The 24,836-nt window shown below is 64.1% G+C and carries 19 protein-coding genes; 11 read left to right on the top strand and 8 right to left on the bottom strand.

Annotation, left to right across the window (positions count from 1 at the left end; genetic code table 11):
• Positions 1–31: 31 nt before the first annotated feature.
• Positions 32–853 carry an arginyltransferase gene (locus ACFTOW_RS17875; RefSeq protein WP_379918259.1) on the top strand — a complete coding sequence of 274 codons (822 nt, stop codon included), beginning with the start codon at positions 32–34 and terminating at the stop codon, positions 851–853.
• Positions 854–965: 112 nt separating this feature from the next.
• Here ACFTOW_RS17875 and ACFTOW_RS17870 read toward each other — a convergent pair whose 3' ends face one another.
• The 3 genes from ACFTOW_RS17870 to ACFTOW_RS17860 all read right to left on the bottom strand — a co-directional run bounded on the left by ACFTOW_RS17870 (position 966) and on the right by ACFTOW_RS17860 (position 5,469).
• Positions 966–3,320 carry a TRAP transporter large permease gene (locus tag ACFTOW_RS17870; RefSeq protein WP_379918257.1) on the bottom strand — a complete coding sequence of 785 codons (2,355 nt, stop codon included), beginning with the start codon at positions 3,318–3,320 and terminating at the stop codon, positions 966–968.
• Positions 3,321–3,338: 18 nt separating this feature from the next.
• Positions 3,339–4,265 (bottom strand): TRAP transporter small permease subunit, encoded by a 927-nt coding sequence (locus ACFTOW_RS17865; protein ID WP_379918255.1) that lies wholly within the window; start codon positions 4,263–4,265, stop codon positions 3,339–3,341.
• A 118-nt stretch (positions 4,266–4,383) separates the two neighbouring features.
• Positions 4,384–5,469 carry a TRAP transporter substrate-binding protein gene (locus ACFTOW_RS17860; RefSeq protein ID WP_379918253.1) on the bottom strand — a complete coding sequence of 362 codons (1,086 nt, stop codon included), beginning with the start codon at positions 5,467–5,469 and terminating at the stop codon, positions 4,384–4,386.
• A 241-nt stretch (positions 5,470–5,710) separates the two neighbouring features.
• On the opposite strand from ACFTOW_RS17860, the gene ACFTOW_RS17855 reads away from it, so the two are divergent.
• From ACFTOW_RS17855 to ACFTOW_RS17845, 3 genes are all read left to right on the top strand, one after another.
• Positions 5,711–7,132 carry a cache domain-containing protein gene (locus tag ACFTOW_RS17855; protein WP_379918251.1) on the top strand — a complete coding sequence of 474 codons (1,422 nt, stop codon included), beginning with the start codon at positions 5,711–5,713 and terminating at the stop codon, positions 7,130–7,132.
• Complete coding sequence (locus ACFTOW_RS17850; protein WP_379918249.1) at positions 7,129–7,770, top strand: response regulator transcription factor; 642 nt, start codon at positions 7,129–7,131, stop codon at positions 7,768–7,770. The genes ACFTOW_RS17855 and ACFTOW_RS17850 overlap by 4 nt, the downstream gene beginning before the upstream one ends.
• Before the next feature lie 122 nt (positions 7,771–7,892).
• Entirely contained in the window at positions 7,893–10,016 is a 2,124-nt protein-coding gene (locus ACFTOW_RS17845; protein ID WP_379918247.1) for a DEAD/DEAH box helicase, read from the top strand.
• 36 nt (positions 10,017–10,052) lie between these two features.
• Here ACFTOW_RS17845 and ACFTOW_RS17840 read toward each other — a convergent pair whose 3' ends face one another.
• Entirely contained in the window at positions 10,053–10,940 is an 888-nt protein-coding gene (locus ACFTOW_RS17840; protein ID WP_379918244.1) for an alpha/beta fold hydrolase, read from the bottom strand.
• Between the two features lie 378 nt (positions 10,941–11,318).
• Here ACFTOW_RS17840 and ACFTOW_RS17835 point away from each other — a divergent pair, with 378 nt between their 5' ends.
• Together ACFTOW_RS17835 and ilvN are read left to right on the top strand one after the other, a co-directional pair.
• Positions 11,319–13,073 carry an acetolactate synthase 3 large subunit gene (locus ACFTOW_RS17835; RefSeq protein WP_379918242.1) on the top strand — a complete coding sequence of 585 codons (1,755 nt, stop codon included), beginning with the start codon at positions 11,319–11,321 and terminating at the stop codon, positions 13,071–13,073.
• 104 nt (positions 13,074–13,177) lie between these two features.
• Positions 13,178–13,738 (top strand): acetolactate synthase small subunit, encoded by a 561-nt coding sequence (gene ilvN, locus ACFTOW_RS17830; RefSeq protein WP_379918240.1) that lies wholly within the window; start codon positions 13,178–13,180, stop codon positions 13,736–13,738.
• A gap of 84 nt (positions 13,739–13,822) precedes the next feature.
• Here the strand turns inward: ilvN and ACFTOW_RS17825 are convergent, their stop codons facing one another.
• Positions 13,823–14,158: a hypothetical protein gene (locus tag ACFTOW_RS17825; protein ID WP_379918238.1), complete on the bottom strand. Its 336-nt coding sequence runs from the start codon at positions 14,156–14,158 to the stop codon at positions 13,823–13,825.
• Between the two features lie 232 nt (positions 14,159–14,390).
• Here ACFTOW_RS17825 and ACFTOW_RS17820 point away from each other — a divergent pair, with 232 nt between their 5' ends.
• From ACFTOW_RS17820 to ACFTOW_RS17810, 3 genes are all read left to right on the top strand, one after another.
• Positions 14,391–15,197 carry a helix-turn-helix domain-containing protein gene (locus ACFTOW_RS17820; protein ID WP_379918236.1) on the top strand — a complete coding sequence of 269 codons (807 nt, stop codon included), beginning with the start codon at positions 14,391–14,393 and terminating at the stop codon, positions 15,195–15,197.
• Between the two features lie 100 nt (positions 15,198–15,297).
• Positions 15,298–16,452, top strand: coding sequence for an aromatic ring-hydroxylating oxygenase subunit alpha (locus tag ACFTOW_RS17815; RefSeq protein ID WP_379918234.1), 1,155 nt, complete (start codon positions 15,298–15,300; stop codon positions 16,450–16,452).
• Positions 16,449–16,661 carry a hypothetical protein gene (locus ACFTOW_RS17810; RefSeq protein ID WP_379918232.1) on the top strand — a complete coding sequence of 71 codons (213 nt, stop codon included), beginning with the start codon at positions 16,449–16,451 and terminating at the stop codon, positions 16,659–16,661. Before ACFTOW_RS17815 ends, ACFTOW_RS17810 begins: the two co-directional genes overlap by 4 nt.
• A gap of 12 nt (positions 16,662–16,673) precedes the next feature.
• On the opposite strand, the gene ACFTOW_RS17805 is transcribed toward ACFTOW_RS17810, so the two are convergent.
• Positions 16,674–19,097 carry a GcvT family protein gene (locus ACFTOW_RS17805; RefSeq protein WP_379918230.1) on the bottom strand — a complete coding sequence of 808 codons (2,424 nt, stop codon included), beginning with the start codon at positions 19,095–19,097 and terminating at the stop codon, positions 16,674–16,676.
• Between the two features lie 193 nt (positions 19,098–19,290).
• On the opposite strand from ACFTOW_RS17805, the gene ACFTOW_RS17800 reads away from it, so the two are divergent.
• On the top strand, positions 19,291–21,708 hold the full coding sequence (locus ACFTOW_RS17800; protein ID WP_379918228.1) for a GcvT family protein: 2,418 nt from the start codon (positions 19,291–19,293) through the stop codon (positions 21,706–21,708).
• A gap of 90 nt (positions 21,709–21,798) precedes the next feature.
• Positions 21,799–22,377, top strand: coding sequence for a nucleotidyltransferase family protein (locus tag ACFTOW_RS17795; protein WP_379918226.1), 579 nt, complete (start codon positions 21,799–21,801; stop codon positions 22,375–22,377).
• A 3-nt stretch (positions 22,378–22,380) separates the two neighbouring features.
• On the opposite strand, the gene ACFTOW_RS17790 is transcribed toward ACFTOW_RS17795, so the two are convergent.
• Positions 22,381–23,709 carry a Hint domain-containing protein gene (locus ACFTOW_RS17790; protein WP_379918224.1) on the bottom strand — a complete coding sequence of 443 codons (1,329 nt, stop codon included), beginning with the start codon at positions 23,707–23,709 and terminating at the stop codon, positions 22,381–22,383.
• Positions 23,710–24,143: 434 nt separating this feature from the next.
• On the bottom strand, positions 24,144–24,698 hold the full coding sequence (locus tag ACFTOW_RS17785; RefSeq protein ID WP_379918222.1) for a Hint domain-containing protein: 555 nt from the start codon (positions 24,696–24,698) through the stop codon (positions 24,144–24,146).
• Positions 24,699–24,836 lie beyond the last annotated feature (138 nt).

Raw genomic sequence — 24,836 nt, 5'->3', positions numbered from 1 at the left:
CTCGGGACAAATCCACTCAACGACGGTACACATGCGGCACACATTACCTATCGCGCCACAGTTTTACGTGACGGCCCCACAGCCCTGCCCCTATCTGGCCAACCGGATGGAGCGCAAGCTGTTCACCGCGCTTCAGGGCGACGGGGCCGAGCGGCTGAACGACACCCTGTCCAAGCAGGGGTTCCGCCGTTCGCAGAACGTGCTGTACCGCCCGTCCTGCGCCGATTGCGCGGCCTGCATGTCGGCGCGCATCCGCGTGGCCGATTTCGCCCCCTCCAAAAGCCAGAAACGCACCACCCGCCGCAATGCGGCGCTGACGCGCAAGGCCACGTCGCCCTGGGCGACCGAGGATCAGTATGCCCTGTTCCGGCGTTACCTTGACAGCCGGCACGCCGATGGCGGGATGGCCGACATGGACGTGTTCGAATTTGCCGCGATGATCGAGGAAACCTCGATCCGCACGCGCATCGTGGAATACACCGACCGCGAAACCGACGCTCTGACAGCCGTGTGCCTGACCGACATCCTGGATGACGGGGTCAGCCTGGTCTATTCGTTCTACGAACCGGGCCGGCCGCAGGCGTCGCTGGGCACCTATATCATCCTCGATCATATCGAGATCGCGCGCGAGGCGGGCCTGCCCTTTGTCTATCTGGGCTACTGGGTGCCCGACAGCCCCAAGATGGGCTACAAGGCCAAGTTCAGCGGGCTTGAGCTCTATTCCGGCAATCGGTGGGAAAAGATGCGCAACCCGGCGGATTACTCGTCGGAACTGCATCCGCTGAATACCGACCCGATCGCCGAGCAGGTGGCCAACATCTCGCTGCCCGGCGCGCGCCCCGCCAAGGGCTGACGCCCCCTATCCTGCCTTGCAATTCTGCCTACGGCATTTTGCCATTGGGCAAAACCAGACGCGGCGGCCCCGAAGGACCGCCGCGTTTCTCATTCCGTCCGTCAGACCCCGGTCACCCGCCCAGCAGATCGGGCACGATGGTCACGATTCCTGGGAAGAACCACAGGATCGCCAGCCCGATCACCTGGATCAGCACAAAGGGCAGCACGCCGCGATAGATGTGGCCTGTCGTCACCTCCCTGGGGGCTACCCCGCGCAGATAGAACAGCGCAAAGCCGAATGGCGGCGTCAGGAAACTGGTCTGCAGGTTCACCGCGATCATGATCGTCACCCAGGACGGATCGAACGTGCCGCCATAGATCACCGGGCCCACGATGGGCACCACGATATAGATGATCTCAAGGAAATCGAGCACGAAGCCCAGGATGAACAGCACCAGCATCACGATCAGGAAAACCTTGAACTCGTTGTCAAAGCTTTGCAGGAACTGCTGGATGTAATGCTCGCCTCCGAACGAGATGACCACAAGGTTCAGCAGTTGCGACCCGATCAGGATGGCAAACACCATCGAGGTCACCTTGGCCGTTTCGCGCACCGCCGGAGTCAGGATACCGCCCGCATAGAGCACAAAGCAGGCATACAGCAGACCGAAGGCGGCATAGAGGAACGCGGCGTAGGCCACGAAGAACGCAACCCAGTTTTCGGCCGCAACGATTTCACCCCCCACCCGCAGATCAAAGTTGATGCCGACAAGGATCATCAGGACCAGCGCAAAGTTCGACCAGATGATGATCTTGCCCGACTTGTTGTCATCACGCAGCTTGCGATAGGCGGCCAGCATGATCGCCCCTGCCGCCCCCAGCGCTGCGGCGGGCGTGGGGTTGGTGATGCCGCCAAGGATCGACCCCAGCACCGCCACGATCAGAACCAGCGGCGGGAACACCACGCGGATCAGCTCGTTCTGGGCCAGTCGGCCCACCGCCTCCCGGCAGCCCCACAGGGCGATCAGCACCGGAATGGCCATCATGACCCAGGTTGCGCCCATGCTGGTCAGCGGCGTCAGGAACAGGACATCCACCAGCAGCATCAGACCCACACCGATCAGACCGATGGCAATGGGCCGCTGGTTGGCCGAGGGCAGAACCCCGCGCGCCGTGGTCAGGATCAGCGCCAGCATGATGGCAAGGATCGAAATGCCGGTGCCGATGGGCGCGGCGTCTGAGACCATGACGTCGCGCAGGTCTGCGATCTGCAAGATGCTCAGCCGCTCGCTGCTCGAGACGCCGCCTGCGGCGTCGATCTCGCGCTGCTCTTCGACGGCATCGTCCCATGCCTCCTGCCCGTGCAGCTCGATCATCGCCTCCTGGCACTGCGGGCTGACATTCGTGCGCAGGCTGGCGGACTGACCTGCATCCGTGAACGTGTCCACCTGCAAGTTCTGGCTGCCGATCACGCCGACCTGGGCCAGCATGATCGCGCCGCCGATCAAGGCGATCGGCACGCCCACGAACCACGTCAGCGACTCGTTGCGGGTGATCACCTCGGCATTGGTGCTGCCCAGTTCCACGGCAGGGGCCTTGGACGGGTTGAACAGCGCATAGCCAAAGGCATAGGCGGCATACAGGAACGCCAGCAGGATGCCGGGCAGCAGCGCCGCCTGGAACAGCGTGCCCACGGACACCACCGCCGGTTTGCCCAGATAGGTCAGCGCGTCACCGCAGCCCGCAAGCTGCGCGCGCTGCTCCTGCGCGGTGGAATACAGATCGCCCGCCAGCGTGCCCAGCAGAACGATCACGATCGAGGGCGGGATGATCTGCCCCAGCGTGCCCGAGGCCGCGATGACCCCGGTCGACAATTCCGGGCTGTAGCCCGCGCGCAGCATGGTTGGCAGCGACAGCAGGCCCATGGTGACCACCGTGGCCCCCACGATCCCGGTCGAGGCCGCAAGAAACGCACCCACGACCACCACCGACACGGCCAGACCGCCGGGCAGCGGCCCAAAGACGCGCGCCATCGTGGTCAGCAGGTCATTGGCGATCTTTGAGCGTTCCAGCGTGATGCCCATCAGCACGAACATCAGAACCGCCAGCAGGGTCTCGATCGACTGGCCCGCCAGAACCCGCTCGTTGATGCGGTTGACGATGAACGACAGGTTGCGGTCCATCGCCGTTTCCCAGCCTTGCGGGAACACGGGTTCGCCCACGCGCGGCAAGTCCGGGTATCGGAAGATGGATACCGATTCCGGTCGCACGCCGGTGGACACCAGATCGCGGTACATCTCCGAGGATCGGTCGATGGCCTGGTGGATCAACAGCCCCGAACTGTCGAGTGCGGCAATGATCCCGAAGGACACGGCCCCGGCCCCGCCAATGGCAAACGCCACCGGAAAGCCCGACAGGATGCCCCCGAAAAGACACATGAATACGATGATCAGGCCGATCTCGACGCCGTCAAGTCCGAATAACATTGGTCACTGCCCCTGGAGTTAATGCGTGCCTTCGTAGGCTTCTTCGCCCTCGCCAAGCGTATCGCGGTCGAGGTATTTGGTTTCGCTTTCCGGCCCTTCCTTCCATTGCAGGAAGGCCCGCATGAAGACCGCAACGGCGTGGACGAACACCATGCCCGCAAAGGCCACCAGCAGGATCTTGAACAGGAAATAGCCATCAAAGCCGTTGGGCGAAAAGCTGATCGTCTCGACATTCCACCGGAACGCGCGCGATTTCATCATCAGCCGGTCCAGCGATTCACTGGCCGAGGGTTTCGGCGTGATCAGGTGCCGCCACAGGAAGTACCAGCCGTACATCCAGGTGATCACCGCCATCGGCATCATGAAGATCACGGCGCCGACCATGTCGATGATCTTCTTGGTGCGATACTTCACCCCCGCATAGATCAGGTCGACCCTGACATGACCGCCCTGCACGAATGTGTAGGTCACGCAAAGAGAGACCACCATGGCGTTGTAAAGCTTGAGCTCTTCGGCATACCAGCTGATGTCGCGCTGCAGGCCCAGCCCAAAGCCGAACACCATGTCGGGGCTGGCAAAGATGCGTTGCACAAAGACGATGAAGACCTGTTGCAGCACCATGATGAGGCCCGCCCAGGCAAACAGACGCCCGGTGGCGTTGGCAAAGCCTTCCAGCACCCTGACACAGCCCCACATGAAGCTGTTGCGCCACAGGCCGATGCCGAAAACCACCAGTATGGTCACGAAGGCCACAAAGAAGAACTCGACCGAGCCACCGTAATAGACGACGCGCATCACCGCCTCGGGGTTGGACCAGTCCAGCCAGAGCTGCGGATGCGTGATTGCATAGCCGAGGTTGTAGAACGCCATGAAGATGTTGCTGATGAACCAGATGATCCCGTCAGCAAGGGCGCCAAGCACGCCGGGCGACGCTGTCTCTTCCATGGGGGCCTCCCTTGATTGTCCAAAGGACAGGTTTGCCAGACGGTCTTCTTGCCGCTGTGCAGGTGCAAAGACACGCCCCCATGCTGGACAGGGGCGTGCAAGTTCGTGAGTGCCGGTATTACAGGCCGATCACGCGGTTCCGCTGGCGGGTATACTCGCCTTCGGAGATGCCGGCCCAGCTGGCCGAGCTGCGCATCGAGGCCATGTAGCTGTCATAGCACTCTTTGTAGATGTCATCGCCCATCGGCTCTTCGATCACTTCCTGCGCGGCGGCACCAAAGGCATCCCAGACGCTGTCGGGGAATTCCATGACCTTCACACCGCCCGACTGCAGACGCTGCAGGGCCGAACCGTTGTTGGCCATGAACAGCGACATGGTCCAGATGTTCGAGGCCTGAGCCGTCATTTCGATGGCACGCTGCTGCGCAGGTGTCAGGCTTTCGTACACTTCCAGGTTGGTGACGATGTTCAGGTTCGGGCCCGGCTCGTGGAAACCGGCGGTGTAGTAGATGTTGGTCACTTCCTGGAAACCGGCCTTTTCGTCGGCCCAAGGTCCGATCCACTCGGTCCCGTCGATGGCACCCGACGACAGCGCCTGGTACACTTCGGCACCCGGCAGGTTCTGCACCGATGCGCCCAGCTTGCCCAGCACCTGACCACCCTGCCCGGGCATGCGGAAGCGCAGACCCTGGAAATCCTCGGGGCCGTTGATCTCTTTCGAGAACCAGCCACCCGACTGCGGGCCGGTGTTGCCTGCGGCAAAGGCCTTGAGGCCAAAGATGCTGTACAGGTTGTCGGCCAGCTCCTGACCGCCCATGTGGTACAGCCAGTTGTTGTATTCCATGAAGGTCATGCCAAACGGGATCTGGCTGAAGAACGACAGCGCCGGGTGCTGACCAAGGAAATAGTAGTCAACGCCGTGGTACATGTCGGCCTGGCCCGCAGACACCGCGTCGAACACCTCGAACGCGCCGACCAGTTCGCCACCGGCCTTCAGGTCGACGGTCAGCTGACCGTCGGTCAGAGCGGTGATCATGTCGGCACAGTACTGCGCGCTGTCATGCACACCCGCCAGACCACGGCCCCAGGTGGTGACCAGCGTCAGGGTACGGTTGCCCTGCGCATATACCGGTGCCGCCAGTGCCGATGCGGCTGCGGCCGAACCGCCCAATGCGGATTTTTTCAGAAAAGAACGACGATCCATAAGGTTTTCCTCCCGTTATGTCAGTTCGCGCGCGTCTCCCCCCGCGAACGGATCGTTAAAGTGTGCAGACACTAGACCGATGTGATGCAAAGATGGAATACCTAGTAATACGTAGGCGCATGGCTTGGAGCGTTTTTTTTGTCCCCTCTGTGGCGCTGGACCGGGCCAAGGTCCGGGCTTGCAGCACCCGGGTGCCGGAATTCGCTTTGCCTTGCGGTGATTCCCCCGTATCGAATCGGATATGGCACACCTGTGGAAACGCCCGCGTCTCAGCTATGGACAAAAACTGTTCGCGCTGGCCACGCTGCCGCTGATCGTGGCGGTGGCGGCCATCGCGCTGCTGGTCGCCGTGCAGTCGCGCCAACTGGCCGAGCGCGAGATCCGGTCGCTCGAAACCCGTCTGATCGCCGCCAAGAAGGACGAGCTGCGCAACTACGTCACCCAGGCGCGCAACGCGTTCTTCTTCATCTACGGCCCCGCCGCCCCCGACGACACCCGCAGCCAGGTGCGCGTGAAACAGATCCTCGCCGCCATGATCTATGGCTCCGAGGGGTTTTTCTTTGTCTATGACTATGACGGCACCAATCTGGTCAGCCCGCGCCAGACCGAGCTGATCAACCGCAACTGGATGCACCTGACCGACAGCGAGGGCACGCCGGTCGTGGCCGAGTTCATCCGCGTCGCGCGCGGCGGCGCGGGCTATGTCGATCACCTGTGGCCCAAGCCCTCGACCGGCGAGGAGGCGCGGATGATCACCTACGTGATGGGTCTGCAGGACTGGCAATGGGCCTTTGGCACCGGCGTCTATATCGACGACATCCTGACCACCGTCGCCGCCGCCCGCGCCGAGGTCGAGGCCCGCGTGCAGCGCACCTTCCTCTATATCGGGCTGATCGCGGCGGGCGCGCTGGTGGCGGTGTTCCTGTCCGGCTGGCTGATCAACATCCGCGAGCGCCGGCTGGCCGATGCCAAGCTCAAACGCCTGACCCAGCGGGTGTTCGACGCCCAGGAGGAAGAGCGCGCCCGCGTCGCGCGCGAACTGCACGACGGCATCAGCCAGATCCTTGTCGGCGTGCGCTATGCGCTCGACGTGGCCCGCCGCCGCATGGCCCAGGGCGACCACCGGGCCACTGACATGCTGGACAAGGGGCTGGGCCACCTGTCCACCGCCATCGCCGAGGTGCGCCGCATCAGCCGCGATCTGCGCCCCGGCGCGCTGGACGATCTGGGGCTTGGCCCGGCGCTCAAGGCGCTGGCCGAGGATTTCGCCACCCGCACCGGCATCACCACGGACTGCAACACCGTGGTGTTCCGCAACCGTCTGGATCAGGAGGCCAAGATCGCACTCTATCGCATCGCGCAGGAGGCACTGACCAATATCGAACGCCACGCCGGGGCCAGCCGCGTCTCCATCGACCTGCGCGGTCACCGCAACGGCGCCACCCTGCGCATCAGCGACAATGGCCGCGGCATCGACGCCACCCGCCCCGGCACCGGGGGCCTTGGCCTGCGCAACATGCAGGAACGCGTCGAACAGCTTGACGGCGGCCTGCGTATCCTGTCCAGCAGGACCGGCACCGCGATCGAGGCGATGGTGCCACTGACCCACATGCTGCCCCCCGAACAGGGCAGCGACACCGAAAAGACAAAGGCAAGCGCATGACCGACCCGATCAAGGTTGTGATCGTCGATGACCACCCGATGGTGGCCGAAGGCATTGAATCGATCCTTGAAAGCTATGATGACATCCACGTTCTGGCCGCGCTGACCAATGGCCGCGCGATCATCGACCGGGTCTGTGCGCTGGCCCCCGACGTGATCCTGATGGATCTCAACATGCCCGGCATTGGCGGGCTCACCGCGACCGAGATGATCCTCGAACGCCGCCCGGGCACCCGCATCCTGATCCTGTCGATGCATGACAGCCCCGAATACATCACCTCGGCGCTCAGCCACGGCGCGCAGGGCTATATCCTCAAGGACGTACCGACCGACGAGATCCGCACCGCCATCGATGCCGTGATGCGCGGGCAGCAATACCTGTGCACCGGCGCTCAGGGCAGCCTGTCACCCGAAGGTGCCGGCCGCGAGGCGCTGACCGGGCGCGAACAGACCGTGCTGCTGCAACTGGCGCAGGGCAAGTCCAACAAGCAGGTGGCGCTGGCACTGGACATCTCGGTGCGCACGGTCGAAACCCACCGCAAGAACATCAAGCGCAAGCTGGGCATCTCCTCGACCGCCGGTCTGACCCGCTACGCGATGGAGCACGGGGTGTTGCAGGGCACCGGCGTGGGCCTCTAGCACTGGACAAATCCGCCATTTGCGTGCAGCACTGCGGATATGCCTAGACATCCCTTGCGCCGTGCCATAGCGGTGCACTCTTTCGCGCCCCGCGCGGCGCATCGCCTTACGGATATATCCCCATGATCTCGACCCTTACCGACGCCCTTGCAGAACGCGGGTACGACACGCTGACCGATGTGCAGCAGGCCGTCACCGCGCCCGAGCTGGCCGATGCCGATCTGCTGGTCTCGGCCCAGACCGGGTCGGGCAAGACCGTCGGATTTGGCCTTGCCATCGGCCACACCCTGATGGGCGACGAGGCCCGCATGGGCCCGCCCGCAGCACCTCTGGCGCTGATCATCGCGCCCACCCGCGAACTGGCCCTGCAGGTCCAGCGCGAACTTGTCTGGCTTTACGCCAAGACCGGCGCGCGGGTGGTGTCCTGCATCGGCGGCATGGACGCCCGCGAGGAACGCCGCGCGCTGGAACGCGGCGCGCATATCGTCGTCGGCACGCCCGGTCGCCTGCGCGATCACATCACGCGCGGCGCGCTGGATCTGGGCGACATCCGCGCCATCGTTCTGGACGAGGCGGACGAGATGCTTGATCTGGGCTTCCGCGAGGATCTGGAATTCATGCTGGGGGCCGCGCCCGACACCCGCCGCACGCTGCTGTTCTCGGCCACCGTGCCGCCCGCCATCGCCGAACTTGCCAAGCAGTTTCAGCGCGACGCCGTGCGCGTCACCACGATCTCGCGCGGGACGCAGCACGCCGACATCACCTATCAGGCGGTGCAGGTCGCCAGCCACGAGGCCGAACATGCCATCATGAACCTGCTGCGGTTCCACGATGCGCCCACGGCCATCGTGTTCGCCAACACCCGCGCCGCGGTGGCCCGGCTGACCGCGCGGCTGGCCAATCGCGGGCTGGCCGTGGTCAGCATCTCGGGAGAGTTGAGCCAGGACGAGCGCAGCCACGCCCTTCAGGCCATGCGCGACGGGCGCGCCCGCGTCTGCGTGGCCACAGATGTGGCCGCGCGCGGGATCGATCTGCCCAACCTCGATCTGGTGATCCATGCCGATCTGCCCACCAACACCGAAGGTCTGCTGCACCGCTCGGGCCGCACGGGCCGCGCCGGGCGCAAGGGGATTTCCGCACTGATCGTGCCGGACAAGGCCGCGCGCAAGGCCGAGCGCATCCTGAAATGGGCCAAGATCGAGGCCGAATGGATCGCCGCCCCCAGCGCCGACGAAATCCTGGCACTGGATGAAACCCGCCTGATGGCCGACGAGGTCTGGACCAAGCCCGCCACCGCGGCCGAGGCCGATTTCGCCACCCGTCTGCTGGCAGACCGCACGCCCGAACAGATCGCCACCGCCTGCCTGCGGCTCTATCGCGCCGGGCTGTCGGTGCCCGAAGAGGTCAACACCCGCCCCGGCCCCGGTGCCCCCAAGGCCAAGCGCGCGTCCTTTGGCCCCTCGGTCTGGTTCGAGTTGTCGGTGGGCGAGGACAAGCGCGCCGAGGCGCGCTGGCTGCTGCCGCTGCTGTGCCGCGCGGGCAATCTGGACAAGTCGCAGATCGGCAAGATTCGCGTGCAGCCCGATGTCAGCCTTGTGGAAATCGACGAGGCCGCCGTGCCCGGCCTGCTGGCGCAGCTTGGCCCCGATGGGCTGCTGGAGGATGGCGTGACCGCCCGCCGCGCCGCCGCGCCCCCGGCCGACCGTCCGCGCCCAACCCGCCCGACAGGCGACGGCCCGCGCAAACCGGCCCCCGCCCGTGACAAGCCACGTGACAAACCGCGCGGCGACTGGACCCCGGACAGCAGCCCGGCCCGCCCCAAACCGGCCAGAGCAGCGGCCCCAGCCACACCGACCGACGCGGCACCGTCCGCGCCTGCCAAGGCCCCGTACAAAGCGCCGTCTAAAGCTCCGGCAAAATCCTGGGACAAGCCCAGATCGACAGGCCCTGCAAAGCCCCGTGGCACGGATGGTCCGCCGCGCAAGCCGCGCAATCCGGCCACGCACAAGGCCGCATGGGCCAAACCCGGCAGCAAGCCCCATGCCGGGTCCAAGCCCGCCGCAGCCCCCGCCGCCGCCAAAAGCACGGCCCGCGCCGGTGCCTCGGACCCGTCCAAGCGGATGGAGCGCCCTGGTACCAAACCGGGTGCCAAACCCGGCAAGAAACCCTATGGGGCTGGCCCCAAGGGCACCGGCCCAAAGCGCGCGCCCGAAGGCGGCAACGCCGCGCCCCGCCGCAAGAAGTGATCCGTCAGGGCAATCCGCTTGCCCTGACGCGCAATACTATGACCACTGGTCGATGAACGCGATCGTGGCCTCGTTCACCTGCCCCGGGTGCGAGGCGGACAGGAAATGCTGCCCGCCCTCGACCACCTCGACCCGCGCGTCGGGCGCGGCGGTGAACAGCCCGATCTCGTCCTGCGCGTTGGCGACAGAATACACCTGATCCGACGTGCCGTGCATCCACAGCACCGGGCAGGTCACATAGCCCAGCCGCCCGTGCAGCCCGTCCCGGTCACGCAGGTTGATCGCCGCCATCAGCAACCGCCGCCGCCCCGCGTCACCTGCGTAATTCTTGCGATGCAGCTCGTGCCAATGCTCGCGCTGCGCGTCCGAGGCCGGGCCACCGATGCCCGCAGACAGGATGAAGTCGGTGAACTCGCCCGCAACGGTCCAGTCGTCACCCACCGGCGCGGTCAGTTGCGCGATCACGGGCGAGCATACCTCGTCGCCGTTCCAGCATCCAAGGGTCTGGCTGCGGATCGTTTCTGCATCCATCGACGTGCCCAGGGGCACGATGCCCTGTATCCGGTCGGGCTGCAGCATCGCCATGCGCGCCGCAACCCAGCCCCCCTGCGAGGTGCCCATGACAAAGGCCTTGTCGATCCCCAGCGCATCCATCACCTGAAAATTCGCAATCGCGGTGTCCCAATAGGTGAAAGTCTCGCCGGGGCTGCGGGTGTCGCCATGCCCGAACAGCTCGATCGCAAGAAGGTTGGCCGCACCGGCCAGCGCGTCATCATCGAACTGCGGCGTGAACAGCTCCGCCGAGGTGCTGAACGAATTGACCATCACCAGCACCGGCTTGGTCGGATCATAGGGGCGCGGCATGCGGTAGCCGATCTGCGATCCGCCCAGGTGCGGCACCATGGTTGTCTGTGTCCGGGTCAATGTCGTGTCCTCCTCTTGCCTGCGTGATGCATATGGCTTGTGCATGGTTGGTGCATGGGCGGTGCCTGTCAACAAATGCACTCCTTAAGGTGCGGCGGATCGGTCTCTGCGCCCAAACTGCGCAACAAAAGAACCCTGCGACCCCACCCTGCGACATAAAATTCACAAAATCGCCTCCAAGAGTGGTTGACGCCCCCTGCGCACGGGCATAAACCCATGCCACGCAAAGGAGACCACCCCGATGAAAATCGTCGTAATTATCTTGGATAGTTGGCGCATGGGCCGGTAACGGACACCATATCAGACCCATGCGCCCCCGATTGACCATCGGGGGTTTTTTTTGCGAAAAAACAATACGTTGGTAGACGGAGCAAGCACATGACACGTCAGATGACCGGAGCGAAAATGGTGGTTCAGGCCCTTTTGGATCAGGGCGTGGACACGGTATTCGGCTATCCCGGCGGGGCCGTGCTACCGATTTACGACGAGATTTTTCAGCAAAACGGGATCAAGCACATCCTCGTGCGCCATGAACAGGGTGCCGTGCACGCCGCCGAAGGCTACGCCCGCGCCACCGGCAAACCCGGCGTCTGCCTCGTCACCTCCGGCCCCGGCGCCACGAACGCGGTAACCGGCCTGACCGATGCTCTGATGGATTCGATCCCGATCGTGGTTCTGACCGGACAGGTGCCGACCTTCATGATCGGCTCGGATGCGTTTCAAGAGGCCGATACCGTCGGCATCACCCGGTCATGCACCAAGCACAACTGGCTTGTGAAGGACCCCGCCACCCTGGCTTCGACGCTGCACGAGGCGTTCCACGTCGCCACCGCCGGCCGCCCCGGCCCGGTGCTGGTGGACATTCCCAAGGACGTGCAGTTTGCCACCTCGGATTACGTCGCGCCCAAGCAGGTAAACACCAGCCACTACGCCCCGCGAGTCAAGGGCGACCTGGAAAGCATCACCGAACTGGTCGAAGCGTTGGAGACCGCGAAACGGCCAGTGTTCTACACAGGCGGCGGTGTCATCAACTCAGGCCCAGCCGCCAGTCAGCTTTTGCGCGAACTGGTCGAGGCGACGGGCTTTCCTGTCACCTCGACCCTGATGGGTCTTGGGGCCTATCCGGCGTCGGGCGACAAATGGCTGGGGATGTTGGGCATGCATGGCCTGTACGAGGCCAACATGGCGATGCACGGCTGCGACCTGATGATCAACATCGGCGCGCGCTTTGACGACCGCATCACCGGGCGGATCGACGCTTTCAGCCCCAAATCGGCCAAGGCGCATATCGATATCGACCCCTCCTCGATCAACAAGGTGATCCGGGTGGACATTCCCATCGTCGGCGACATCGCGCATGTGCTTGAGGATCTGCTGAAGATCTGGAAGGCACGCGGGCGCAAGACCAACCGCGAGGCGCTGGAAAAATGGTGGGGCCGGATCAACGAATGGCGCAAGGTGGATTGCCTGAAATTCAAGCAGGAAGGCAAGATCATCAAGCCGCAATACGCCCTGCACCGGCTGGAAGAACTGACCAAGACATACGACCGCTATATCTGCACCGAGGTCGGGCAGCACCAGATGTGGGCGGCACAGTATCTTGGGTTTGAAGACCCCAACCGCTGGATGACCAGCGGCGGGCTGGGCACCATGGGCTATGGCTTTCCGGCGTCCATCGGCGTGCAGCAGGCATTCCCCGAGGCGCTGGTGATCAACGTCGCGGGCGAGGCAAGCTGGCTGATGAACATGCAGGAAATGGGCACCGCGATCCAGTTCCGCCTGCCGGTCAATCAGTTCATCCTGAACAACGAACGGCTGGGCATGGTGCGCCAGTGGCAGGAATTGCTGCACGGCGAACGCTACAGCCATTCGTGGTCCGAGGCGCTGCCCGATTTCGTCAAGCTGGCCGAGGCCTTTGGCGCCAAGGGCATCCGCTGTGACGACCCTGCCGATCTGGACGATGCGATCATGGAGATGATCAATTACGACGGGCCGGTGATCTTTGACTGCCTGGTGGAAAAGCACGAAAACTGCTTTCCGATGATCCCGTCGGGCAAGGCGCATAACGAAATGCTGCTGGGCGAGGCCGAAACCCAGGGCGTGATCGACGCCAAGGGCTCGGTGCTGGTCTAGGGGTGGGTTGGCACCCACCCTACCGACAGCTGTAGGGTGGGTGAAACCCACCGCTTCCGCCCCTGCCCGCCCGACACGTGACACAACCCCAAAGGACGATTGCCATGTCGCCGCTACATATCAAGAAGGGCTCCACCAGCCACTCCGCCTACAACCTGCGCCCCACATTCTCGGATGTGCAGGAGAAACACACCCTGGCCGTGATCGTCGACAACGAGGCGGGTGTGCTGGCCCGCGTGATCGGGCTGTTCTCTGCGCGCGGGTACAACATCGAAAGCCTGACCGTGGCCGAGGTGGATCATGCCAGCGGGCTGAGCCGGATCACTGTGGTGACAACCGGCACGCCACAGGTGATCGAGCAGATCAAGGCCCAGCTTGGCCGCATCGTGCCGGTGCATGACGTGCATGACCTGACCGTCGAAGGCCCCAGCGTGGAACGCGAACTGGCGCTGCTGAAAGTCGCGGGCGAAGGCGACAAGCGGGTCGAGGCCTTGCGCCTGGCGGATATCTTTCGCGCCAATGTGGTCGACAGCACGCTGGAAAGCTTCGTGTTCGAGATCACGGGCACGCCCGAAAAGATCGACGCCTTTGCCGACCTGATGCGCCCGCTTGGTCTGGTCGAAGTGGCCCGCACGGGCGTCGCGGCCCTGTCGCGCGGGGTTTAGACAGGTATCAGACCGGTTGCGCGCAGCGGTTCTCAGCCTGTCGGCTGACAACCCACTTAAGGTGCAAAGGATGCGCGCGGGGCTTCAGACGACGGCGGCAACAGGCGTTAGATGTCCGGCAGCCCGCTTGTGTCTTGCGGTTGGATCGAACGCGACCACCTCGGCCCCGTCTCCCCTGCCCTGTGCACCGGCGGCTTTCAGCCTCTCGGGCAGATTGGCATACCTTTCGTGATCGACAAGAATGACATCACGCGCCAGTCGCATGCGCCGCGTCTGCTCGGTACGAAACCGCACAAGATCCCCTGCCTCAAGCACCATGTCGGTGTCTATATCCTGCGAATACGCCAGATCACCATGATCCTCACACCAGATTACAGCCTTGCGGCTGTCGCCCGAACACCAAAGTACGACCCCATACATCTGATTACCCTGTAGTTTTCCCCAATGGTTCTACTTTGCACAACTTCAGCGCGATACGACATGGCAAATTATGCGAAGCCCTGAATGGTTTTGTGTCAATAGCCCCTCGGAATTGACGCTATGTAGCGTCAATTCCGAGTCTCATGCGCGTCATACTTTGACTTTCCCTTCCATGAAGCTAACCTTTCTAATGTGATGCACGCGGGGATACTCAAATCAAACGGAACCCACGATGACTGTCAGCGAACAGCCATTGTCACCCGCGGAACTGCGCGCCGTTTTCGGTAGCAACCTGCGCATTTTGTCGCGTGAATACGCCTCGATATCATCGTTGTGCGCCGAGCTTGGGATCAACCGAACGCAGTTCAACCGCTACCTCGCCGGCGAAAGCTTTCCACGGCCCGACATACTGGACCGTATATGCCGGTTTTTCGGTGTCGATGCCCGTATCCTGCTGACGCCGCTTTGCGATCTGGTGTCGACTGAACAAAGTGTTCTTTCGCATCCATACCTGAACGACTGGTTGGGACCCGATGCAACACATGTGCCAGAACAGATGTTTCCAAGCGGATTCTACCGGTTTTCCAGGCGCGGGTTTCTGGACGACCGAAAGTTCCTGCAAGGCATCGTACTGATCCGACGGATCGACGGGCACGCGGTCCTGAGCGGGCTGGAACCGCGCGAGGCGATGCGCCACCAGGGCCTGCCTCTCAGCCGGGCGCAACGCGAATTTCGCGGCGTGGTCCTGCGTCAGGACGAGGGCGTATCGATCCTGATCGCGCGGCGCGGCGCCAAGACTGGCAGTTACAACTTCCTGGCCCCTGTCGCCTCTTACGAGAACAATTTCTGGGAGGGCTATGTCACCCGCACCGTGCGCAGCCAGCCCGCCGGGCGGCGGATGACCCGGATGGTGTACGAGCATCTGGGCAACGACACGGCGGCGATCCTGCGCGCCGCACGCTGTGCCGGGTACTGCGAGGCGGATGACCTGCTGACCCACCATCTGCGCCTGCTGCAGATCGACCAGCCCCTGATCTGACCCGCGCCTGCCGGTTTGCGACATGCAGCGGTCGTAGCCGGGCGACCGAAAGCGCCGGATCGGCCCTATCCTGCCTTTCAACCCATGGCAGGAGGCGCAGATGACACTGACCCGGCTTGATACCGTTCGCCGCCCCGTGGCACAGGCCAATGGCCTGCCGAACGCCCATTACATCGACAGTGCGGTTTTCGACGAGGAAAAGCACGCGCTGCTGTTTTCGCAATGGGCAGGGCTGGCCGTGGCGGCCGACGTGCCCGAACCGGGCGATGCGGTCCCGATCACGTTTCTGGGCATGCCGCTGCTGCTGATCCGCGATGCGGATGGCGCGGTGCGGGTGTTCCAGAACACCTGCCGCCATCGCGGCATGATCCTGATCGACGCCCCCCGCAAGGTCGAAGGCGCGATCCGCTGCCCCTATCATTCCTGGTGCTACGCCAAGGACGGCCGGCTGGTCAGCACGCCGCATGTGGGCGGGCCGGGGCAGAACACCCATGCGGACGTGAACCGCGCCGATCTGGGTCTGGTCGAGATCCGCAGCCACATCTGGTTCGACGTGGTCTGGATCAACGTCAGCGGCACCGCGCCACCCTTTGAAACCGCGATGGCGGAGGGGCTGGACCGCTGGCGCGATTTCGACAGGCCGCTGTTTCATGGCGGGGATGAAAGTCGGTTTCAACTGACCGTCGCCAGCAACTGGAAACTGGCGGTCGAGAACTACTGCGAAAGCTATCATCTGCCTTGGGTGCATCCCGGGCTGAACAGCTATTCCCGGCTGGAGGATCACTACAACATCGAACGCCCCGGCGCATTTTCCGGTCAGGGCACGCGGGTCTATCGCCAGTTGCGCGATGAACAGGGCCGTCCCTTTCCCGATTTCGAGGATCTGCCTGACACCTGGGACACGGCGGCCGAATACATTGCGATCTATCCGAATGTCCTGCTCGGAGTGCACCGCGACCACGCCTTTGCCATCGTTCTGCTGCCACAGGGGCCGGAACGCACGGTCGAGCACGTTCACATCTACTATCCCTGCCCCGACACGGACGCACAGTTGCGCGCGCGCAACGCCGAGCTTTGGAAGACCGTGTTCGAAGAGGACATCTTTGTCGTCGAAGGCATGCAGCGCGGTCGCCACGCGCCGATGTTCGACGGTGGCCGGTTCAGCCCGGCGATGGACGGGCCGACGCATTGTTTTCACGACTGGGTGGCGGCGCGGGTCGAAACCCATCGTGGCCAGAAACAAGCCGCCGAATGACCGATCTGGATCACCGCCTTCTGACGGCCCATGCCACGGGCGACCGGACTGCGTTGATCGCTTGGTACACCGAGGCGGCCGATACCAGCCCCGATCCAGATGCGGCATGGTTCTACCTGACACATGCCTATGTTTTCGCGCTCGAATCCGGCGCGGCCGAGGCCGGGCCGCTTCATGCCCGGCTCAAGGCCGCAGGGCGCGAGGAATAGCGCGCCAACCTGTCAGGCGCGCAGCCGTGTGCCCGCCGGATCAAACGGCGGCTCGGGCAGGGTCGTGGCCCCGTGCGGGCGGCCCAGGATCATCACCTCGACCCGGTCGCCCGGTGCGACACCTTTGACAAACCCCAGCGCCAGGGATTTGCCGACCGAGTAGCCATACGCCCCCGAACTGACCCGCCCGATCCCCTGCCCGCCCTGAAAGATCGGCTCGCCCCCGGTGGCATCGGCGTTGCTGGCGTCACAGGCCGCGTTGTCGATCTCCAGCATCACAAGACGCTCGCGCGCAGGCTGGGCCATCACCTGCGCCGCCGCATCGCGGTTCAGGAACGGCTTGTCCAGCTTGACCAGCCGCTCCAGCCCCACCTCTTGCGGCCAGTATTCGGGGCTGTATTCGCGTGACCAACTGCCATAGCCCTTTTCGATACGCAGACTGCCCAGGGCGCGGCTGCCCACCGGCCCCGCCCCCAGATCGCGGCCGGCCTCCAGCAGCGCGGAATACAGCGCCACCTGATCGCCCGCCGCGCAATGCAGTTCCCACCCCAGATCGCCGGTAAAGCTGACACGGATCGCCACGCAATCGACCCCGGCCACGGTGATCCGTCGCGAGGCCATGAAGGGAAACTCGGCCGTGGCCAGCGAGGCATTGGTCAGCCGCCCGATCAGATCGCGCGACAGCGGCCCGGCCACGTTGAACCCGCACATCGCCTCGGTCACGCTTTCAAAGGTCGTGCCCTCGGGCAGCGGCACTTCGGCAAAGAACCGGCTGTGATAGCGTTCGGCCATCCCCGAGGACACGACGAAAAACGCCTCGTCGCCCAATCGCGTCACCGTGGCATCCCCCGCGATCCCGCCACGCCTGCCGATCAGCGGCGTCAGGCAGGACCGCCCTACAGCAACCGGCATGTGGTTGGCAAAGACCGCGTTCAGCCACGCCTCGGCCCCCTTGCCGGTGACGCGGTAGCGGGCAAAATTCGAGATGTCGATGATGCCCGCCCGGTCGCGCAGCATACGTACCTCGCGCCCCACGCCGTCCCACCAATTCTGGCGGGTGAAGCCGTTGGTATCGACGTGATCGGGCGTGTCGGCAAACCACAGAGGATGCTCCCAGCCATAGTTCAGGCCCATCACCGCGCCCATGTCGCGCTGCATCCGGTATGCGGGGCGGGTGCGCAGGGGGCGGCCTGCTGCGCGCTCCTCGTTCGGGAAATGGATGGCAAATCGGTTGGCATAGACATCGCGCACGCGGGCCTTGACGAAATCACGGTCGTTGGCCCACAGGCCGAACCGCGCGATGTCCCAGCCGAACATGTCGTATTCCATCTCGCCCCTGGTGATCCACTGCGCCACCATCAGCCCCATGCCCGCCGACTGGCTGAAGCCCGGAATGATCCCGCCGCACATGAAATATCCGCGCAGTTCCGGCACCGGCCCAAGGATCACGTTGCTGTCGGGCGACCAGATCATCGGCCCGTTGATCACCCGCTTGACCCCGGCCTGCGCCGCCGCAGGCACCCTGTCCATCGCGCGCATCACGTTCTCCATGATCCGGTCCAGATCGTCGGGAAACAGGTCATGCGCGAAATCCAGCGGCGTGCCGCCTTCGGCCCAGAACCGCATGTCGCGCTCATAGGCACCGATCAGCAGGCCCTTTCCCTCTTGCCGCAGGTAATACTCGCCATCGCGGTCGGCGACCGAGGGCAGACGCCGATCCATGCCCGCAATCTCGGGCAGGGTTTCGGTGACGAAATACTGATGCTCGGTCGGTTGCAGCGGCACGGTGATGCCCGCCAGCGCCGCCACCTCGCGCCCCCACAGGCCCGCCGCGTTGATCACCCATTGCGTGTGGATGTTGCCCTTGGGTGTCTCGACGATCCACGATCCGTCAGGCTGCGGGCGCGTCGCGGTGACTGGGGTAAAGCGGTGTATCTCGCCCCCGCGCTGCCGCGCGCCCATGGCATAGGCATTGGTCACGCCCGAAGGGTCGACGTTGCCGCCATCGGGTTCGTACATGATGCAGCGGATGCCGTCGAAATTCACCAGCGGGTGCAGCCGCTCGGCCTCAATGCGCGTCACCTCGTGAAAGTTCATGCCATACAGCCGCGCCTTGGCCTCTTGCAGGCGCAACTGATGCTCGCGATTTTCGGTCTGCGCCAGATACAGGCTGCCGGGCTGGAACACGCCGCAGCCCTGCCCGGTCTCGGCCTCCAGTTCCTTGTACAGGGTCATGGTGTAATGCTGCAGCCGGCTGATATTAGCGCTGTCATGCAGCCCGTGGATATTGGCCGCCGCGTGCCAGGTGCTGCCCGATGTCAGCTCATCCCGTTCCAGCAGCACCACATCCGTCCAGCCCAGCTTGGTCAGGTGATACAGGATCGAGCATCCGATGACGCCGCCCCCGATGACGACGGCCTGAGCATGGGTTTTCATACGGGTCTTCCTTGCGCTGTATCGCGGTTCATACTTCCCCGAGTCGGGCGCACAAGATTGCCCGATCCCGACATCATCCGTCGCAGCGATACAAGTGCGCCTGTCACAGGGGCGACGCGATCTGTCGCCTTTGGGCTTGCCCGCGACCCCGATCCGCGAAAGCCTGCGCAAAAGCGCAAGGCGGAGATAGGCAATGAAAACCACAACCCGTGTGGCCGTGATCGGCGGGGGCGTCGTCGGATGCAGCGTGCTGTATCACCTGACGAAACTGGGCTGGTCCGACGTGATGCTGATCGAGCGGTCTGACCTCACCAGCGGCAGCACATGGCACGCGGCCGGCGGGTTTCACACCCTGAACGGTGACACCAACATGGCCGCCCTTCAGGGCTATACGATCCGTCTTTACAAGGAGTTGGAGGCGATCACCGGCATGTCCTGCGGGCTGCACCATGTCGGCGGCGTGACCCTGGCCGACAATGCCGAGCGTATGGACATGCTGATCGCGGAACGCGCCAAGCATCGCTACATGGGTCTGGATACCGAGATCGTCGGTCCGGACGAGATCGCCAGAATTGCCCCGGTGACCAACCTCGAAGGCATCATCGGGGGGCTGTATGATCCGCTGGACGGGCATCTTGACCCCTCGGGCACCACCCACGCCTATGCCCGCGCCGCGAAAATGGGCGGGGCCACGATCGAGACGCATTGCATGGTGCGCGAAACGACCCAGCGCGCCGATGGCACATGGGACGTGGTCACCGACAAGGGCACGATCCACGCCGAGCATGTGGTCAACGCCGCCGGATTGTGGGCGCGCGAGGTGGGCGCGATGGCAGGCGTCTATTTCCCGCTGCACCCGATGGAGCATCAGTATATCGTGACCGGCGACGTGCCGCTGATCCTTGAAATGGCCGCGGATGGCCGCGAGCATCCGCATGTGATGGACCCGGCCGGCGAAAGCTATCTGCGGCAGGAAGGGCGCGGGTTGTGCATCGGGTTCTACGAACAGCCCTGCCGCCCCTGGGCCGTCGACGGCACGCCGTGGAGTTTCGGTCAGGATCTGCTGCCCGACGATTTCGACAAGATCGAGGACAGCATCGCCTTCGCCTACCGGCGCTTTCCGGCGCTGGAAAGCGCGGGCGTCAAATCGGTGATCCACGGCCCCTTTACCTTTGCCCCCGACGGCAACCCCTTGGTCGGTCCGGTGCCGGGGATGCGCAACTACTGGTCCGCCTGCGCGGTGATGGCCGGATTCAGCCAGGGCGGCGGCGTCGGCCTGATGCTGGCGCAATGGATGGTCGAGGGCGAGACCGAGCGCGACACCTTTGCCATGGATTGCGCCCGCTTTGGCGACTGGATCACCCCGGGCTACACCCGCCCCAAGGTGATCGAGAATTACCAGAAACGGTTCAGCGTCGCCTACCCGAACGAGGAGCTGCCCGCCGCCCGCCCGTTCCGCCAGACGCCCATGTATGACATCTTTGACGGCATGGGCGCGGTCTGGGGCGCGCAATACGGGCTTGAGGTCGTGAACTACTTTGCCCAAGACGATGAGCCACGTTTCGAAACCCCGTCGTTTCGCCGCTCGAACGCCTTTGACGCGACCGCGCGCGAGGTGGCCGCGGTGCGCAACGCCGTGGGCATCAACGAGACGCAGAATTTCGGCAAATACCTTGTCACCGGCCCCGGCGCGCGCGACTGGCTGGACCGGATCATGGCGGGCCGCATCCCCAAACCCGGACGGCTGAGCCTGACGCCGATGCTGTCGCCCAAGGGGCGGCTGATGGGCGATTTCACCGTGTCCTGCCTGAACGATGACACCTTTCAACTGACCGCCAGCTATGGCGCCCAGGCGTTCCACATGCGCTGGTTCGAACAGCACGAGGGCCCAGGCGTGACGGTCGAGAACGTCAGCGATCGGCTGACCGGGTTCCAGATCGCGGGGCCACGGGCGCGCGACGTGCTGGCCGACTGCACGCGGGCCGATATTTCGCAGATGCGGTTCATGGACGTGCGCCAGATCACCGTCGGCATGGTTGATTGCCTGGTGCAGCGCGTCAGCTATACCGGCGATCTGGGGTTCGAACTCTACTGCGATCCGATGGCGCAACGTGCGCTGTGGCAGACGCTGTGGCAGGCAGGCCAGCCCCACGGCATGCGCCCCTTCGGGATGCGCGCGATGATGTCGCTGCGACTGGACAAGCTGTTCGGCAGTTGGGCGCGAGAGTTCAGCCCCGACTACACCGCCGCCGAGACCGGGATGGACCGCTTCATCCAGTGGACCAAGCCTGCCGATTTCATCGGGCGTGATGCGGCGCAGGCTGAACGTGACGCCGGCCCGGCCCGCCGCCTGCTGCACTTCACCGTCGATGCGACGGATGCCGACGTGGTGGCCTACGAGCCGATCTGGCTGGACGATGCCGTCGTGGGGTTCTGCACCTCGGGCGGGTATTCGCACCACACCGGCACGTCCATCGCCTATGGCTTTGTCCCCGTGGACCGGATCACCGACGATCTGGAGGTCGAGATCGAGATCCTGGGCCAGCGCCACGCCGCCCGCCGCCTGCTGCAGCCGCTGTTCGACACCGATGGCGCCCGGATGCGGGGTTGACGGCGCGCGCGCCCTGTCCCTTCATCTTGCCCGTAAACTCCCGCCGGAGGCATCCGACCGTGCCACCGGCACAGCCATCCGAAAGGGCGCATGACACTGGCGATCCTCATCCTTGCCGCCGGTCAATCCTCGCGGATGCGCGGGGGCGACAAGCTGCGACAGACCGTGGACGGCAAGCCGCTGCTGACCGTGTTGGCCGGGCGCGCGCTGGCCACCGGCCTTCCGGTCTGGATCACCCTGCCCGGTCTGGACCATCCCCGCGCCCAGACCCTGCCGCCGGGCGTCACGCCCGTGCCGGTGCCCGACGCGGCACAGGGCATGGGCGCATCGATCCGCGCAGGTATCTCGGCCCTGCCTGACAGCATCGACGCCACGATGATCCTGCCCGCCGACATGCCCGAGCTGACCGCAGCCGACCTGTGCCATATGGCAGACACCTACGCCGGAGGTATCCTGCGTGCCACCTCCGCAGCCGGCACGCCCGGGCATCCGGTGGTCTTTCCCGCCAGTCTTTTTGCAGAATTGCGCGGCCTGACCGGCGATGAGGGCGCGCGGCACGTAATTTCCGCAAATCGCGACGCGCTGCACCTGATCCCGTTGCCCGACGCCCATGCCACGACCGATCTGGACACACCCGAGGCCTGGGCGGCCTGGCGCGCGCGACAGTGACGGCTACAGTTCCAGCACCCGCGCCTCATGCTCCATGAGGGTTGCACGCGCCGGGGGGTATGCGCGATCCGGGGCGGTGCCGCGCAACTCGGGGAAAATCGCAAGTATCTCGTCACGCTGCGCTGAGTCCATGCTGGTCAGCGCCTGCTCCCCGGGCTGAAAGCTCTCGCTCCAGGCGCCGTCACTACAGATGATCTGGTGATCGTCGAACAACAGATGCACATAGGTCACTCCGGCCTGCGGCATCCGTGGGGACACCCCTTGCAGACAGGGCAGGTGCATCGCGGCGACCAGCACCTCTTCCTCGCCGAACCAGAGTTGCGTCTGCGGATTGCACAGCAGCATCCTGTGCCGGGGCGATACGGTCAGATCGCGCTCGGGCTGGTTTCGACCCAGCGCGCCAGCCCGGATCGTCACCGGGCGCAAGATTGGCCGCGCACAAAGCTGCGCCGCAGACAGGTATTGCCTGCCTACCCATCGTACCGGCTGATAGCCGGCATCCCGGGTCAGCACCATGTCGCCGGGCTGGAAATCCTCTGCGCGTATTTCGCCGCGTAAGGTCTTGATCAGGGTACCGGCACAAAAACAGGCCGCCACGCTTTCGATACTGCCAGTTTCCAGTGTCTCGACGGCAGTGGTGCTGGCATTGCGATAGAGAACCTGCCCGGTCTCGGGGTTCAGATCGCTGTAATTCACCGTCAATGACCCACCGGGCTGCGCGGACCCCGTCAGATCAACTGTGTCGAAATCATCCCCGCCGTCGACCGGGCCGTCACCGGAGGCAAAAGCGGCGGCGTTGCCGCCCATCCGGTCGCCATGGCCGGTGCCTGAGTGGCCGGTGTCCGAGTGGTCGGTGTCGATCAGATCGTTCCATCCGTCCGTGCCGATATCCGAACCGGTGCCCGTTGTGGTTCCCGGCGTAACCGGCTGGATCGGCTTGGCTTCCAGTGCTTCGACATAGGCCCCACCGGACCGGTAAGGGGGCAATTGGTTCAGACTGCGCGATGAATTCTGAATGACCACCGCAGCCCCAAGCGCAGAGGTCGTTCCGTTCGTGCAAGTATCAAACGACGCGCTGTAGCCTTGTGTGCTGACATGGGTTTGCACCGCGTCATCATCCGGGCGCAAGTTTTCGTTCGTCAGAATGTTGTCCGCGTCAGGGATTGACGGATGCCAAGACACGCTCGGCACGTCCAATGCCATTGGATTGGCGGCGCTGGTCCATGTCGTGGTGTCGAACACGTCACGGTTTTCAGCGATCCCGTTGCCCTCGACCGGGTCCGGAAAGCCCCCGGGATTGCCCAGGTAGAAGTGAAAAAAGGGTATCGTCATGCTTAACCCGTCACACCAATGGACCCGGGCAGCGCGGCCATGTCGGGGATCGCCATGCGCAGGTGCAGTGGAAGAAACCAGTCCCTGCTCTGCGGTGCCGATGCCAATCTTGTGACCCTCAATTCGCCTGTCATATGCGCGCGCCTGCTTCTCGCTCTCTCGCGGTTCCGCGGCCCGCTTGGGACGCAGCTCTTGCTGATCCCAAAGTGGCCGCAACCTGCCTGTGCCAGGTCTTCTCGATACCTTGATAGACCCTCAGCATTTGAACAAATTCCAATGTTCAAATTGCGGCGCGACACAGCGCAGAGCAGGCTATTGTATGGAAAGAAGATGGCGTTCCTGCGTCGCGCTGCGGCATGCCTGCATCTGCAAGACCAAAAAAACACGCGTTCCGCAAGGAAACGCGCGCTTCACCTCATGCAATCGGGACAACCCTAGCCGCCGACAGGGGCGTCCTGAGCGACTGCTGCCTTCAGTTCTGCAAGCCGAACACCATGCTGCGCCGCGGCGTCCGCCGACCCGGCACAGAAAACTTCGGTCCAGCATCCGTTGACCAGAACGATCTCGTCATGGTCACACTCAAGATGTGTCATGGTCGCGGTCTGATCGGCCGAAACACCTGTCAGCCCAAGCAGATGTCGCGCCTCGATCAGCGCCTCGGGCAAGTCGAACAGCAGTGCTGCAAGCTCGCCTGTCACCAAGACGCGGTGATGCGCACTCAGCACGATATCGCTGTGCGGCATGCCGTTGCCCATAGCGCCTTTTGCAATCTTCACAGCCTCCATGCGCCGCTTGGCGTTGGACGTCACGGCCCGGCGGACAGGCTGCAAACCGTTGTCGCGGGTCAGGAGCATATCGCCGGGCTGTACCTGGCTCAGTGGCACCTCGCCGCGCGCGGTGACGATACGTGCTTCGCCCCGTGTCAGCTCGAACTGCCGGGCGATGCCGGTTCTGGTGGATGTCTCGTTGCGCAGAACAGACGCGAACATATTGTATCTCTCACAAATTCCATGGATGCGCGGCACCCGATTTCCGTCTTTCTTTCTAGGGTCTGTTGACGTTTAAGGATTCCCATATCGGCTTCGAAGTGATTCAAGGTTGCCAAATGGGAGGTGACCTTGATCCGC

Origin of the sequence: Lacimonas salitolerans (assembly GCF_042677865.1) — a bacterium.
Taxonomy (GTDB): Bacteria; Pseudomonadota; Alphaproteobacteria; order Rhodobacterales; family Rhodobacteraceae; genus Lutimaribacter; species Lutimaribacter salitolerans.
The sequence above is the reverse complement of the archived record's forward strand: the minus strand, read 5'-3'. Positions and strand labels throughout refer to the sequence as shown.